General features: G+C 42.9%; 19 protein-coding genes, 1 pseudogene and 1 riboswitch. Of the genes and pseudogenes, 12 read left to right on the plus strand and 8 right to left on the minus strand.

The genetic code is table 11. From position 1 onward, the window contains the following. Nucleotides 1-257: 257 nt before the first annotated feature. Both GMA13_RS09405 and GMA13_RS09410 read left to right on the plus strand, forming a co-directional pair. Complete coding sequence (locus tag GMA13_RS09405; RefSeq protein ID WP_255884271.1) at nt 258-593, plus strand: hypothetical protein; 336 nt, start codon at nt 258-260, stop codon at nt 591-593. Between the two features lies 1 nt (nt 594). Then, nucleotides 595-726: a hypothetical protein gene (locus GMA13_RS09410; protein ID WP_255884273.1), complete on the plus strand. Its 132-nt coding sequence runs from the start codon at nt 595-597 to the stop codon at nt 724-726. Nucleotides 727-759: 33 nt separating this feature from the next. On the opposite strand, the gene GMA13_RS09415 is transcribed toward GMA13_RS09410, so the two are convergent. Then, a complete protein-coding gene (locus GMA13_RS09415) occupies nt 760-1,050 on the minus strand; it encodes a hypothetical protein (RefSeq protein WP_255884275.1) in 291 nt (96 codons plus the stop codon). Between the two features lie 46 nt (nt 1,051-1,096). Next, nucleotides 1,097-1,214, minus strand: a riboswitch (SAM riboswitch). 411 nt (nt 1,215-1,625) lie between these two features. Here GMA13_RS09415 and GMA13_RS09420 point away from each other — a divergent pair. From GMA13_RS09420 to GMA13_RS09450, 8 genes are all read left to right on the plus strand, one after another. Beyond that, the gene (locus tag GMA13_RS09420) at nt 1,626-2,123 is read left to right on the plus strand and encodes a DUF3990 domain-containing protein (RefSeq protein ID WP_255884277.1); all 498 of its coding nucleotides are present in this window, start codon (nt 1,626-1,628) and stop codon (nt 2,121-2,123) included. Between the two features lie 213 nt (nt 2,124-2,336). Then, nucleotides 2,337-3,014, plus strand: a complete 678-nt coding sequence (locus GMA13_RS09425) for a DUF3990 domain-containing protein (protein ID WP_255884278.1) — start codon at nt 2,337-2,339, stop codon at nt 3,012-3,014. Next, complete coding sequence (locus GMA13_RS09430) at nt 2,995-3,663, plus strand: helix-turn-helix domain-containing protein (protein ID WP_255884279.1); 669 nt, start codon at nt 2,995-2,997, stop codon at nt 3,661-3,663. Before GMA13_RS09425 ends, GMA13_RS09430 begins: the two co-directional genes overlap by 20 nt. After that, entirely contained in the window at nt 3,660-3,836 is a 177-nt protein-coding gene (locus GMA13_RS09435) for a hypothetical protein (protein ID WP_255884281.1), read from the plus strand. Before GMA13_RS09430 ends, GMA13_RS09435 begins: the two co-directional genes overlap by 4 nt. 37 nt (nt 3,837-3,873) lie before the next feature. Next, nucleotides 3,874-4,029: an IreB family regulatory phosphoprotein gene (locus GMA13_RS10650; RefSeq protein ID WP_370687081.1), complete on the plus strand. Its 156-nt coding sequence runs from the start codon at nt 3,874-3,876 to the stop codon at nt 4,027-4,029. Next, nucleotides 3,968-4,402 (plus strand): hypothetical protein, encoded by a 435-nt coding sequence (locus tag GMA13_RS09440; RefSeq protein WP_255911131.1) that lies wholly within the window; start codon nt 3,968-3,970, stop codon nt 4,400-4,402. The genes GMA13_RS10650 and GMA13_RS09440 overlap by 62 nt, the downstream gene beginning before the upstream one ends. 230 nt (nt 4,403-4,632) lie before the next feature. Continuing rightward, entirely contained in the window at nt 4,633-4,782 is a 150-nt protein-coding gene (locus GMA13_RS09445) for a hypothetical protein (protein WP_255884284.1), read from the plus strand. A gap of 81 nt (nt 4,783-4,863) precedes the next feature. Continuing rightward, on the plus strand, nt 4,864-5,412 hold the full coding sequence (locus GMA13_RS09450; protein ID WP_255884286.1) for an AbrB/MazE/SpoVT family DNA-binding domain-containing protein: 549 nt from the start codon (nt 4,864-4,866) through the stop codon (nt 5,410-5,412). Between the two features lie 55 nt (nt 5,413-5,467). On the opposite strand, the gene GMA13_RS09455 is transcribed toward GMA13_RS09450, so the two are convergent. Both GMA13_RS09455 and GMA13_RS09460 read right to left on the minus strand, forming a co-directional pair. After that, a complete protein-coding gene (locus tag GMA13_RS09455) occupies nt 5,468-9,949 on the minus strand; it encodes a TIGR02452 family protein (RefSeq protein ID WP_255884287.1) in 4,482 nt (1,493 codons plus the stop codon). A gap of 9 nt (nt 9,950-9,958) precedes the next feature. Beyond that, nucleotides 9,959-10,473 (minus strand): annotated as a pseudogene (locus GMA13_RS09460) (hypothetical protein); the annotation flags it as partial. Nucleotides 10,474-10,530: 57 nt separating this feature from the next. Here GMA13_RS09460 and GMA13_RS09465 point away from each other — a divergent pair. Beyond that, complete coding sequence (locus tag GMA13_RS09465) at nt 10,531-10,836, plus strand: DUF6809 family protein (protein ID WP_255884289.1); 306 nt, start codon at nt 10,531-10,533, stop codon at nt 10,834-10,836. 43 nt (nt 10,837-10,879) lie between these two features. On the opposite strand, the gene GMA13_RS09470 is transcribed toward GMA13_RS09465, so the two are convergent. The 3 genes from GMA13_RS09470 to GMA13_RS09480 are packed head-to-tail and all read right to left on the minus strand — an operon-like array spanning nt 10,880 to nt 13,147. Then, complete coding sequence (locus GMA13_RS09470) at nt 10,880-11,269, minus strand: toll/interleukin-1 receptor domain-containing protein (protein WP_255884328.1); 390 nt, start codon at nt 11,267-11,269, stop codon at nt 10,880-10,882. Between the two features lie 18 nt (nt 11,270-11,287). Beyond that, on the minus strand, nt 11,288-11,635 hold the full coding sequence (locus tag GMA13_RS09475; RefSeq protein ID WP_255884291.1) for a hypothetical protein: 348 nt from the start codon (nt 11,633-11,635) through the stop codon (nt 11,288-11,290). Nucleotides 11,636-11,695: 60 nt separating this feature from the next. Next, nucleotides 11,696-13,147 carry an ATP-binding protein gene (locus tag GMA13_RS09480; protein ID WP_255884293.1) on the minus strand — a complete coding sequence of 484 codons (1,452 nt, stop codon included), beginning with the start codon at nt 13,145-13,147 and terminating at the stop codon, nt 11,696-11,698. A gap of 392 nt (nt 13,148-13,539) precedes the next feature. Between GMA13_RS09480 and GMA13_RS09485 the strand changes: the two genes are divergently transcribed. Then, nucleotides 13,540-13,704 carry a DUF6809 family protein gene (locus GMA13_RS09485; protein WP_255884295.1) on the plus strand — a complete coding sequence of 55 codons (165 nt, stop codon included), beginning with the start codon at nt 13,540-13,542 and terminating at the stop codon, nt 13,702-13,704. Between the two features lie 39 nt (nt 13,705-13,743). Here GMA13_RS09485 and GMA13_RS09490 read toward each other — a convergent pair whose 3' ends face one another. Next, complete coding sequence (locus GMA13_RS09490; protein WP_255884297.1) at nt 13,744-14,103, minus strand: hypothetical protein; 360 nt, start codon at nt 14,101-14,103, stop codon at nt 13,744-13,746. Between the two features lie 286 nt (nt 14,104-14,389). Then, complete coding sequence (locus tag GMA13_RS09495) at nt 14,390-14,587, minus strand: hypothetical protein (RefSeq protein ID WP_255884299.1); 198 nt, start codon at nt 14,585-14,587, stop codon at nt 14,390-14,392. Nucleotides 14,588-14,619 lie beyond the last annotated feature (32 nt).

Genomic DNA, 14,619 nt, shown 5'->3' on the forward strand with positions numbered 1-14,619 from the left:
GTTTGATTAGCCATTAAAATCACCTTTCTTTATTTACAATAGACTTGAACAATCTTATTGTATATCGATTGGTGATTTTTTTGTATAACTTTTTATGCACACCCGCATAGCGGGTGGTTGTTTGTTCCACGCACGGCGTTGAACTGGGTAAACCCATTAACACATCCCGACACATTGCCCGATGTGTCGGGAGCGAAGATGGAAGGAGGAAAGACAACGTATCAGACAGGCAACAAAATTTGAAAGGAAGATTATTTATGGACGATTTTAATTTGGCAAAGGAAATTTGCAAAGCTTTTGAAAGAGCAGAAAAGGAGAGCAGAAACAACATCTTCTTATTAAGACCGGAAATAATCAAGAGGTCAAAGATCATCGAATGTTTGCTTAGAGAAACCGAGCATACTACTTCGTTTGATATGGTAACAAATTCTATTGAAATATGTGTCTTGGACTATGTCTTTGACAGTTGTGTTTGCGATCTGAAACAGGTCTTTCAAACGGTGGATTTGTTCGTGATTGATGCCCTGAATGACGGCAAGGTATCTATTGAAATGAAAATACTAAATGCTGCTGAAATCATAAGGAGGAAATGAGATGTTTGAAGATATTTTCTTTGCTATTACTTACGGAATTATGGGACTGATCCATGACAGAAAATACGGTTGTTTAACAGCCATTGTCGTTGCCGTTGTGCTGATTATCATTATTGGAAAACTTGCGTATTAAATGAACCCACAGAGCGTTCTGTGGGTTCACCGATTAGATTAGATATCCTGTTTCTCCGCTGATATACTTTTCGTAGTCAATGCGTTTGACAGTATCTTTGCTGTAATGGTATGCCATTCGACCTGCCCAGCCAAGAAAACAAATTGTACCGTCATCGTGAAGTGCCATGATGTCATCCACCAGCCTTTCGGTTGGTTTCACGCCATCACCATAAGTAATACCTTCTCGTTCCGCATCGCTCATAAAGCGATATTCGGTGGCTCTGTTACGAAGGTAGATATATACCTTCTTTTCGTTGTTAATAAGATCTCTAATTTTCCTCATGGTAGTTTACTCCTTGAATGTATTTCCTAAAGAGCGCAAAAAAACGAACCCATCGTTACCGACAGGTTCGTGAGATAACCTATCGGTCAAGCATTAGCACCTTGCCTTTTGGCAGGTCGCTGTGCGATCAACGAGCTTGATCTCTCGCGCACTCTTAATAGGCATGTATTTATTTATCAGTTTTGGTTGTATATCTGATCGTAGATGCGCTAAAGCAGAATTCCTTCTTCGTCCGGTTCTTCGTTGTTTCCAAGGATGCTATTTACGATTACATCGTCTATTGCATCTAATAACGCTTGAACATCATCTCCGGTCAGTAGTTCATCCAAGTTTTTTATATAGGGAGTCAATAAGCTAATTTGTTCTTTGGTCAAATTCATAGTTAGTATCTGTTCACTTGGAAGCTTTGTGCTTTTCTAAATAGTCCCAAATGATCTTAAAGTCCTTTTTGTCCTTGAACGAAAATTTGAACTCTTTGCCTTCGGTATTGACTACTCTTAACATGATACTTTATCACGGTAGCACAAAGCTTGTCCGGCATCCTGAAATCCGCAGGAGAAAGAAAAATAGTTTCCTTGACTTTTGGTGTCGGCTTTTATACTACAACATCCTATGAGCAGGCAGAGCGCTGGGCAAGAATAAAGATGCGCAGAGAGAACAAAAGCGTTGGATATGTTTCGGTTTATGCATTCGACTTGGATGAGGCGGAAAATGACTGTATTATAAAACGGTTTGAGAGTGCAGATAAGGAATGGCTGACCTTTGTGGTCGCAAATCGAAGAGGCAAATCAGCCAATGACGGCGCTGATATGCATATCGGACCTGTTGCAGATGATAATGTGTATCAATCTAAGTGCCTGGGAAAGGGGGACGAAAGTCGCCTAACCTTGAGAGTTTGGAAAAGATGGACGATTTATATTCCGTCACCACTGCCTTTCTCCTCGGCCGAACAGACCACTTTAAATCCGAGTCCCTTTCCCCGATCTCGGAAAAGGTACTCAGCATTCTCAACGGCAAGCCAGTCTGGAGCGAAAAATTCGGCTGGATGTTGGCCAATTCCGAAGGCAGGATGATGATCTTGGCAGTTGCAGCACAGTTTCATTTCAAGATGCCGGTAATGTTTTTATGATGCCTTCGCTATGCGCTGAATCAGATAGCCCCTTACTCTTATTTTGAATTTTTCCTATATCTATTGACAAACTACCACCAAAGGGGTATAATAAAAAGTACCCCTTTGGTGGTACATTGCGTTTTGCAAGTTGCATGATTTATGTAGGAGGCTAACTATGAGCAGACTGATATTGTATCATGGTTCTCTTGAGGTTGTTCAGAAACCGCAAATAGATAAAGGTAAAACATACAACGATTACGGCAGAGGATTTTATTGTACGGAGCATTTGGAGCTTGCCCGCGAATGGGGCTGCAACGAAGGTGTTGATGGGTATACAAATCAGTATGAGATTGAAACTGACAATCTAAATATCCTGAATCTCTCTTCCCCGGAATATACCGTTCTTCACTGGCTTGCTCTCCTGATGAACAACCGAAAAGTCCGCACAACGGCGCCGGTTGTAAAAGAAGGCACGGCGTGGTTGAAGGAACATTATCTCATTGATATTTCTCCCTATGATGCTATTGTTGGTTATCGGGCAGACGATTCGTATTTTTCATTTGCTCGCTCGTTTTTGGAAAATACAATTACTTTGGAACAGCTTTCTTATGCTATGCGGCTCGGATACCTGGGAGAACAGTTTGTGATAAAGAGTCAAAAGGCTTTTGACGAAATCAAGTTTATCTCTTATGCTCCCGTCAACCACAAAGAATACTATCCTAAGAGAAAAACCCGTGATGAAGAAGCCAGAGCCGCATATAGGCGCGAACTGGAACTCACTGGGTTGAGGGGCATTTATATGTTAAATCTGATTCAAGGGGAGGTCGATCCGGATGATCCACGCATACGATGAGGAATATTTGCCCGACGCCATCAAAAATCTTGGCGAGGCAGTCGATTATGCAGTGAGCTACTGCCAGATCGAAACGAATGACTTCTTTGATCTTTTTATCGCAAGCGGCTTGGCCGATCAGTTCGGTCGTGGTGTGCCGAAAATAATCTCTGGTTTGTCCGGAACAGAACTGGTTTTGGAAGTGTTCCGGCAATCCGGTGTGCAAAGACCCTTTCCGGAACCGCAGGAGGACTATGATTATTCATGCGCATATTGGTGTGGGTGGATCATTGCTTATTATCAATGGTATTCGGGAATCCCATTCAGAGACATTTTTCAGAGTATATCCGCTGAGGAGCTGGAACATCTGTACCCAACGCTGCATGAGGCGTCGGAAGAAAAATGCGTAGATACCTTGAATCGAATGATCTTACGCGACCAGGGCGATAGCAAACTCAAAGTGCAGCGTGTTGTTCGCAATTATACCCAAAAAGAACTGGCGGACCGGACCGGAATCAGTTTGAGAACCATTCAGCATTATGAGCAACGCTCGAAGGATCTAAACAGAGCCTCCGGCACAACACTGTCTGTCCTTGCTCAAACCCTCGGATGCAGAATAGAGGATCTGTTAGAAATAGATGTGAATGAACTGGAGGACGAGGACGAATGATATATGCGTGTGACGCCTGCAGATATGTATTTGAGGCGGATGAACAAATAACCCAATGTCCGGATTGCGGCAAATACGAAGATAGACCAGCAACGGAGGACGAAGTATCAGAATATAAAAAGCGCCTTTTGGAATCGGACAACTGGAATGACGGAGGACGGTTCGGTGGATAGCAAATCACAATAAATCCTCGACAGATTTATTAAGGTACTGGAAACCGGCGGCTATAATCCAACAGAACAGCTTGCCGGGTATGTGCTGGCAGGCAATGACAGATATATCTCCTACAGAGACGGTGCACGAGATGAAGTCAATCTTCTCGATAAGGCCGTCATACGAGAATACCTTAACCATAGGAGCGGATAAAGTGTTTCAACTTTTCAAGAAGAATTCAAAAGCGATGGTTTTCGTAGATTATGAATATTGGTTTTACTCATACCGGAACCTATTTCAGATCAAGCCGGATCCCAAACGCTTTCATGAAGCATTAATAAAGGAATTTGATATTGCGGATATTATGATATTCGGAGATTTCTCGGATCTGCCCATCAGCGCCGAGCTTGGGAAACTGCGCAATATTACAAATACCATCATTGAAACCGGCAACAGATTCCCGCGGCATAAAAAGGACATGACGGATTTCGTCATGCTCGATTACATATACCGCTGTGTGGACGATAATAAGAATATCGGCACATATATCATATTCTCCGGGAAGGTCACTTCCAGTCTGTCGTAAAGCATTTGGTGCAGCAAAAGAAAAAGAAGGTCATTGTGTACGGCATAAAAGAAACAGTCAGCAAGCAGCTGCAGGCAGTGACCAGCGAGGTCCGTCTGCTTCCTACCGCTGAGGATATCCGACGTCAACTTTATCGTCTCATCGCATCCAATATGGCCTATGTCGAGAATACCCCTTCGATCATTCCGTCCTTCAATGGAACAGCGGATGCTGTTGCGAACAGGAACCATGTGGATCGTAATGATGTGAGATCCGCTCTCGGTGAAATGCTTGAGAAGGGCTACCTGTACCAACGTGAGTGTACAATGGACTCCGGCAGGACAATCAAGGTTTTGATGGCAGACTGGGACAAGCTCGACGAGGACGATATCTGGAAATGAAATTAAAAATATAAAGTGAGTTATCCGGAATTTGAGAATATACGATTAAAGGGAATTACTATGGGACGAACATATCAGTGTTTGACAATAGAACAGAGAAAAATTATTGCAAATATGCTTTGCGAGGGTGCTTCCGCAAGGATGATATCTGAGCAAATCGTCTGCCATATTGCATCTGTCTACCGTGAAATTGAACGCGGGAAAAATGAGAATGGAGTCTACGATCCTTACTATGCGGAGAAGGTAAGGAAAGAGAATAAATTGATCGGCAAACCTACACCTTTAATGTTAACAGAGAAGGACCTTGCCCAAGAGATAGCCGATTTTCTAATTGCTGGCGAGGGTTCAGTCAATGACGCCATTACAGTCATGCGCAATCGTGGCCATTCAAATGTTCCGTCAAAAAACACATTATATTCGTCTATAGATAAAGGTTTGATTCCCGGGGTGTCCAGAGAGACGCTGCATCGAAATCAAACAAGGATGTATAATAACGGCCAGGTTCATATTCCCAAGTGGATGAGAGATATGCTTTCCCTTGCGGACGGTGAGGAGCTGTCAATAAAGTTAAAGAATGGAAAAATAATTATTGAAAAGAGTGTTGATGAGGGGTTGAGGCTAAATGGTTGACGTTTGAGAGCAAAAAATGCGAGTGAACTGGATTGCTCCGATTCACTCGCTTATTTTATTTCTTTCCAAAAATGTTTGCAAAAAAGCCCTTTTTCGGTGGGAGGTTCTGAACATTGTTTAAATCTGTCATGACCTCCACGCAAGACGCATACCGTTCGTCCGGATTAAGCTTTGTACACCTTTGTATGATATACTCCAACCCGGCCGATATTGCAGGATTCATCTGACGGACGGGCGGTGTTTCAAAGGGCGGTTCATTTGGAGATATGCCGGTTAGCAGATTGTACAGCGTCATACCCAACGAAAAAATATCGCTTCTCTGATCAACCTTTCCTGTAAACTGTTCAGGTGGCGCAAAACCTTTGGTTCCGATAATATGATGAATACTATCATTTGAATTCCCATTAGTAAATGGTATTGCGATTCCGAAATCGATCAGTTTGATTTCCCCAGCACCCGTTATCATGACATTTCCGGGTTTCATATCGCCGTATATGTATGGCGGTTTGAAGGTGTGGAGATAGTTAAGCGCTGCGGCCAAATGAAGTCCAACGCTTATTACATCGCAATCCTTGAAGATTCCTTTTCTCTTAACAAGTTCTGAAAGCGTTTCCCCTTCAATGTATTCCCTCACAACTATCAAATTTTCATCGTCCTCGATAAGGTCAACAATTTTCGGGATCGCCGCATGATTGAACTGCATCATCATGTGCGCTTCCTGCAAGATGGCGGCATGCAGATGATTGAATCCCGAACTTGTCTTTGTATGAATTTTCACAGCCCACTGCTTGTCTTTATGGTTCAGGTCTTTTGCCAAATAGACAACTGACATACCACCGCGACCAAGTAGACGCGTCACTTCATACTTTCCGCCAATTTGTTTTCCTATCCAGTCTGTTTCTGTGTTTGCCACAATAACTCTATTCACCTTTGCGGCTTCCTGCTTCACTATCGGATAAATCAATTCCTGCATCATCTTTTGGTTCACAATAAAGGACTTTCCCGAAAAGGGATTGATCACTATGTCCTTTCCCGTAGGCATGATTCTCGTAAGATAATCTTGAGGATAGAATCGGATTGTTGAGGTTGTAGGCCCTTTGTTCAGCTCTTCAGTAGAAGTGAACATCGGAAAAAACTCATTGCCGTTCACAGTGATGGTTTGAATCTTAGTCCGCACATCCTTTTGCGGATGAATCACCTCTCCAACTTTTAACTTAGCAGGATCAATGTCTCCGAACATTGCAGACATATCTATGGTAACAGGAACATATAAAGGTGCATGGACGAGGCTGAAAATGACCACTTTAAAAGACAGTTCGTCTTTATGATCAGAATCATGAAATGTCCCTATTGCTGACTCCAAAATGGAAACAGCATTTTGTGAATCCTTCTCAAACTCTCCCAGCGCAGGCCGGGATATAAAGGCGACGAATTTCTCACGGTGAGCGAAGTCAATCACATCATCGGGATGAAGAACATACTTCTTCCACGGAATCAGCTTTATATTATTCAGCCATGTGCCGTTCGTTGAATGATTATCGCGCAGCAGCCAAGTTGAATTTTCGAAAAGAATAGTAGCCTGCAAACGAGCGACAAAGGAATCCATTAGCCATATGGCGCATTCCTGATGCCTTCCTATGTTGAACTCGGATTTATGAATTGTAATGTTCTCTTTCTTGCTTTCGCTGTAAAGGCTGATACCCATTTCTACAGAGTACAACAGCGTCGTACAGTTTGGATTGAGGTCGATAATGTCCGGATCGGCTTTCTTTATTGGTTTTGGTTCGACAAAAGAGGTATATGCAGGTAAAGGGCAAATGGATTTAAGGAATTGAATTAGCTTATTAAATTCACCCGGATTTTCGCCGGACGGATAGTAAACAAACTCACTTTCGTCATCAAACTTGCAGAAAAAAGACGATGTGATACAGAATCCGGGGCATCCGAATTTCTCTGCAATTCCATAATCCGTTTTCCATTCGCCAAAGGAAACGGATTGCAGAAGAGTTTGAATTGCCTCCTCCTGCTCCTTACTTAATTTGACAATTATATCATCAAAAAAGCCGTTAGGAAAACGCAGCCCGCCGTCTCTGCTACCGTTGATCCTGTTGTATCCTTTCAGTGTCCCTGCCCGATAGACATAATTGGCAATAGGGAAATTGCCGTCTCTGATTGAAAATTCTTTTATCTGCTTCTTGACGGAGAAATCCGTCATCTTTTTCAAGCAAATTGACAAAGTACAAATTACGTCAGTTGGCATTTGCATAATGGGAAGGTTGATTTCTTTCTCCCACTTGACATGGATGCTCTTAGGATACTCCTCCTGAGCACAATTATGTGGAGCCGGAACACCGTCAGGACAAATCGTTAGGGCACACCCATCTTCCGATATCTCATCAATGCGAATTTCAGTGCCATATTCCAATTTGTGGGTCGTGGCGGTTTCCAAGGGAAAGAATTTATATTTATAATTTTTAGAATGATACTGTCCCGGATATCCGAAACATCCCTGCGTGGAGGAGGTCATCAAGATACCACCGAAGATATCCCAGAATTTTTCAAAAGTTGAACGACAATCATGATTCTGAGTAAAAACAATACCTTTGCGCACTCCCTTATTGACAACTTCAACGCCGCAGTGAGGGCAACAGGTATATTTATTTCCATCATAAAAATGGCCGTTCTCACACTTTACTATTTGTAGTCCCTTTGACGGTTTATCATTCGGCGGGAACAGTGTACTGTTTTGCTTTTTAAAACCGCATCTGCGGCAGACTTGCCTCGATCCGCCGGTATATTCCTCGGCTGTAATAAAATCATGTGTGCCGTCGCAGTTCAGAAATGCCGTTCCTCCGCTGTCGCACATACTTCGCAGCATGAGTGTTGCCAAAGTGTTCATTCCAGCTCCAGTTGGGTGTGAGCCATCAACTGCGTCATAAGGCAAATGAGAATCATAGAGGTCAACAACAGCGCAGCCATACTTTTTGGCGGTTTGCCGGATTATATTGTTATACTGATCAATATGGATTCCACCATGAGAATGGGGGAATTCAAAGGCAGGTTTGGAAGCCATGTAGGTTTCGTTCAAGGTACAGCAGAAGATATCTGCAGCCGGATAGTTTCTTTTGAGGTTAGCAAGCATTTTCGCATATGCAACCGAGAATACGGTCTCGTCCCCTTGAATATACCCATCCACAATCATTCTGTTTTTTTCGTCATAGAACCCTTTGCGTTCTTCTTCGACCTGTGAGCCATATGCCCAGTCATTCGTTCCGAGATAAACAATAATGGCATCCGGCTTGATTTCTCCAATATGCAACGCTCCGGTTCGCTCGTCACTGCACCCAGACGGAAAAAGCGTATCACGGTTCGGAAGTTTTGTCACACGGCTGCCGGACCAGGAATTGTTCACAAGGAGTTCGCCGCCGAAATAGTCAATGACCTTGCCCCACCAGGTGTCCTTCATCTCATGGACGCCTGTTTTATCGCAGGCTTCTCCGGTATAGAAAAGGTTATACCCGCCGGGATTGTATCCTTCAAGCGTGCTGATAGAATCACCCAATATGGAAAACTGCTTTCCAAAATATTTATTTTTTTCCTGCCATTCCCGATAGGGGTTAAATTGTTCGCCGCCCTTCAGCACCCGACCGGAAGGCAGAGTTACAGATCCAATGGCTTGTGAAAGCGCCCAACTATCAGAAAAACGAAGCTTATTTGCCTCTGCAGATATGACGAAGAATTCTCTCTCGAACGCCATAATATTCGGGCACGGCTCAAAAGGATCGCCGTTTACCGTACTTTTGATTGCAAAAACAATCTTTTCAAACTGCTCTGCATACCGGTTTTCCTCGATTACCTCATGAAATGCCTCAGCAACGATATCCGGAGGATTTTTGAATGTCCCACAGCCAAACGCACCAAGGATCAATACTGTAACACCGTTTTCGATGGCAACTTCGAAAATATTTCTGATTCGTCCCTTAAACAGTGTTTTTAACGCTGTTTTGTTGGTATATTTTCTCTTCGCAAGATAAGGGGCGGCACAGGTAATCACATCCACCTGAAACCATTCCTGTTCCGGCATCAGTTGAGGAATATCCTCATCATTTTTGAATACAGTCACCCCTTGGGTGTAAATCAAGCGGTCTGAGTAGAAATGATTATGTAATGACCTGTTATATCCATAATAATCCAAAAACGGCGATGAGGTCAGGCAAACATAGAGATTACTGCTGCGGCATAAACACTCCTCCTGAGCCATTGCGCCGTTTTGTGCGCCACCACCCGGCGTCACCGGGTTGGCAAAGTTCAGAACAGCTGTCTTTCCTGCGCGCAGATGTTTTTTCGCCGCAGAATAGGTCGTATCCTCTTCAACTGTAATATCCGCTGAATGTCCGCCAATGTGCCTTTGTGAAACAAATTGCTCCAAATACACCTTTGAAGAGGCTTTAGCCCGATCTGTTTCAGCTTTCAATGCCGGCGATTCGGAAAAAGCAACAGTATCTCTAAAAGAAGCTATTAAATCATCCCTACTCATTATGGTACCTCACTTTCTGTTTTTGTTATCTTCCTCGATTCTTTCGCCCCAATCGGCCGCGAGTGGCTGATTGCAGCGCATGGCGCAAACAGTTTCTGATACCGTGTTATACAGCACCTGCGTGCCCTGTGAATCGGCACGGTAATTGACCGCCCGGTCGCGGTCGATGCCGAAATGCGCTGCTGTCTGGACGGCGTCGATATTTGCGCCAATGAACAGAAACTCCCAGCCGTACTTTTCCTTCTGGCGCTCGACCATCTTCTTGACCTCATCGCTGGAATACCGATGGCTAGCGTTTTCCATACCATCGGTGGTAATGACGAACATCGTGTGCGCCGGCACATCCTCTGGGCGGGCGTATTTGTGGATGTTCCCGATATGGTGAATCGCTCCGCCAATGGCGTCGATGAGTGCTGTGCAGCCTCGGACAGTGTAATCGGCCTCAGTCATCTTCGGGACATCCGCAAGCCGCACACGGTCGTGCAGCACCACGCTGACATTGTCACAAACAGCACGGTGGAAACGCTACATTTTTACGGCATGGATGCACGGGTTTTTCAATAAATTAAGGAGAAACTGCCATGACAAATTTTATTGAAGAGTTCTACTACGGCAATATTGATCCACAGGCGCGAAGCTTTGAGCAAAACCAAAAGGTGCAACGCGATATGCAGACACTCACCGAAAGCGAGGACTTCCTCACGGACAAGCTATCTGGTGAGGAAAAGAAACGGTTTATCCAATACGTCGATGCCTGGGCATCCGTCAATGGTGAGTCCACCCTCGACAGCTTCATCACCGGCTTCCGCCTCGGCGCACAATTCACATTCGATACCTTCGCCACTTTGAAAACACCCTACACGGACTACTTAAAAGATGAGATATAAAGCATAATCCGGCCATGAAAAGATGAGTGTTGGCATAATTTTATTATTTGTTGAACTGTCTTTCCAAAGATTTCAATAATGTTGATAGGCCCGATGAATACTCGTCCCCATTGAATCTAAGGTACTTTATTTGAGAAATCAATGTTGGCGGAGCTGAATCATCGATGATTATTGGGTATATTATACAGGATTTATCATAAAGTGCTTTCCCATAAAAAGCACCCCATTCATCCTTACAGCATACCGACTCTAGATAATCTTTTGAAATAATCATTATAAGGGCCTTGCTTTCATGTAGCCCTGCACTGATTTTTTCAAAAATTCTCTCACCGATTTCTATTGACCAATCATCTAAAAATACAGAAAATCCAGCATCCATTAAATCAGTAGTGAGTGCTCTGGAAAATGCCAAATCACTAGTAGAATGGGATATAAAAACCTCGGTTTTATCCTAATCCTGGAATTTTTGCATTGAGTGAAGATGTCTCTCTGTCAGCATGTCGGAACAAAGGATTCTTTCATGTAATAGAGCGATTTCTTCTTCGGGCTGCAGATTCTCCGTTGCACAGTTTTCGTATAATTTCTGATCAATTTCAGCCCAGCGATCTGCAAGACATTTTGTTGGTATAACAGATGTTGCATCTGATTTGCTGACTTTATAATAGGCGGTGCAATGAATTGATATATTGGGATAGACAATCAGTTTGCCATCTAGATCGGCATCGTCAAAATATCCTATCTTCCCTTTATACGGGCCTTTTGTAATCAATATCGGCCCATAGTTCAAGTCATCCTTCATGTTGCTCCCTCTCTTTATATTGCGAGATTATTTTCAGAAATTACATAATCAATAATCTATTTATTGCTCCGTACCGCGATAGCCATGCTTTTCAGCGTTCCCAAGCAAGTACAAAAATGCAAACGCTGGTATACGCAGTAGCTCATTACCGCATTTTGTGTTGTGAACACCGAAGTCGTTTGCATTCTTAGTCACAATAATGGCAGCCGAGGACTCCTCGCATAATTCAATAATTGCATCGTCATCGGCAATCGGTGCGCCCTCTCTGTACTTAACTTCGATAAGGATATTTTTGACATTGGGGTAATCAACCACAACATCTATTTCCTTATTCTTTTTTCCACCACGAAAATATCCAACAGATGTTGCAATCTGATAGTAGAAAGCTGCAATATGCTTATATACTGCTGTTTCAACGATTTTTCCCATCTCGGTGGGATCTGACAATACAGCATCGTCCATCAGCACGGCATTCCTAATAGCTGCGTCAGCAATATAAATTTTAGGGCGAGCTCTCAAGACTTTTTTGCCTGCCATATCTACCGGCCAACTTTGATATATCAAATTGGCACTTTCAAGATATTGGATATAGCTTTCGACAGTTGTTCTGGAAACACCGTTTAATTCTTTTGCGATGGCATCGATTGATACGATTTCCGAAGAGACATTGCATAAATACAGGAAAATTCTTTCAAGTTCTGTTGCGTTGCGAATGTTGTAAAGAGAAGGTAAATCTCGCTTAAGCACCTTATCTACAACATCCTCACGCATAATCTGCTGTGCCATCAAATCATTGTCTGCCAACGCTAATTCAGGGAATCCACCCACCTGCAAATAACGCATAAAGTGATTTTGCACTTTGGAAAGCTGCATCATGATTTGCGTTCGCTCAATTTGTGTTTTGCGGAGAAGTGATGTGATCTTCAGATTTTCAGGAACATTCGGGCGGTCCAGTTCCAGTAGCTCGCAGTATTCGTAGAAGGACAGCGTCGGCACTTGGATAACAGTCCATCGCCCTGCACCGCTTTCTCTTGTGCCTTTCATCAAAGCAGGGCTGGCAGATCCAGTTGCTATAACACGGGTATCCGGTTGCATGTCGTAAATCGTTTTCAGCCAGCGATCCCAATCTTGTGCATACTGAACTTCATCAAAAAAATAGTATACATCCTGTTCTGCGTATATATTTTCATGATAGCATTCTAACACTTCTTGAAACTGGCTAAGCTTTAGCATGGGATGATCCATGGAAATAAATACTATTTTTTGAGGCGACACACCAGACTTTAGCAAAGCATCAATCATTTGATATTGAATTGTGGTCTTTCCTACACGGCGAGTTCCAGTCAGCACAACAGATCGACGAATATCTTTTTCGCTTAGTCGTTTCATCGCTTCATAAAACGCAAACCTTTTGTACGTTTTTGCCATTTTCGGGCTAACAGCACCGGTCTTCCACCATGGGTTATATGCTGTCAGAACTTTGAGGATGCCCTCTTTTGTTGTAATTGCCATTGCACTCACTCCTTTTTATAGAGTATAGCCTATAAATCAATTATTGTCAACAATTAATATAAATATACTATGACTAAAATTTTTATATTAGTAATATTTCTTTCGATTATTGTAGTAAGTCTCCATAACTTGTCTTTTTGCTCCATAAGTCACCGCCAGTCGTGCTATGGTCATCGTACGCGTAACGGAAGTGAGAGTAAGGGCAACTATGTGGGGGATGGATTTCCCATAAATCTCCATAGCTCGCCTTATTGCTCCATAAGTCGCCGCCAGTCGCGCTATGGTCATAGTGGGCGTGACGGAAGTGAGAGCAACGCCCGAAACACATTGAAAACACTATATTTATACGGCATGGACGCACGAGTTTCTCAATAAATTAAGGAGAAACTGCCATGAAAAACTTCATAGAAGAATTCTACTACGGTAACATCGACCCGCAGGCGCGTAGCTTTGAGCAGAACAAAAAGGTGCAGCGCGATATGCAGACTCTCAACGAAAGCGAGGACTTCCTCACGGGTAAGCTTTCCGGCGAAGATGAGGAAACGGAGCAGGCATAGTACCTACTCCGTACATAAATAGTTTATATTAAAAATGGGTTAATACCAAGTAACTGTCCCACGCTCCAACTTTTTGCCCTTGTTAATAGCATCAGATATTCTGGCTATAACATGATCTGCGTAGAAAGTAGAAACCTCAGGTTGAGTTGAAGAAGGCCATTCGTCCTCTGTTAGTTCTGGTTGTCCTTCAGCAATACGCGTAGCATTAACACTATTTCTTAAAGAATTCAATTCTTCAACAGATACTTCATGCGAAAAATCCGTTGGTGCAAGCTTTGTAATACCTATCGTATTGTTTATTTTATCAACCGTAATTATCCCATTTTCCTCCGAACCTTCGGGATAGTAATAATAGATGATGGTTTCTTCATTTTCGAAAATAAGCTTAAATTTTACCATCTTTAACCTCGATTAAACAAAAGTGGATGTAACTGAAATCCGTTACATCCACTTGATATGGTTGCGGAGGCAGGATTTGAACCTACGACCTTCGGGTTATGAGTTTTATCATCCAACTTTTGCATTTAGTGGCAATTTTGAATAAAACCCATTGCTATGGGATTTTTCCTCTTTTGCCCTTGTGTAATTTAAAGTAACTTTCGGTAATTTCAAGCCAACTTGTTGGCTTTTTGTTGGCTTTTTTGCTCTCGTTTATAACGCAGTGGGATTAATGCTTGTAGTATAGTTACGGGTAAAGCATAAGGGTTTTATCGCCGACAGTCATTGAAACAAGGTTATTACTATCATTATAATAATACTTTGTTACTGTTCCGTCAATACTTTTTTGTGTTCTTATACCGGAAATATCATATGTATAGCTTGTCGTCTTGTTGTCCTTTGTCAGCGTAGCAAGCTGTCTGCCGTTTTTCCACGAGAAGGTCATTCCGTTGCGGTAGGAAATCGGATTACCGATTT

The sequence above is a fragment of the Ruminococcus sp. zg-924 genome, assembly GCF_024433635.1.
Taxonomy (GTDB): Bacteria; Bacillota; Clostridia; order Oscillospirales; family Acutalibacteraceae; genus UBA7067.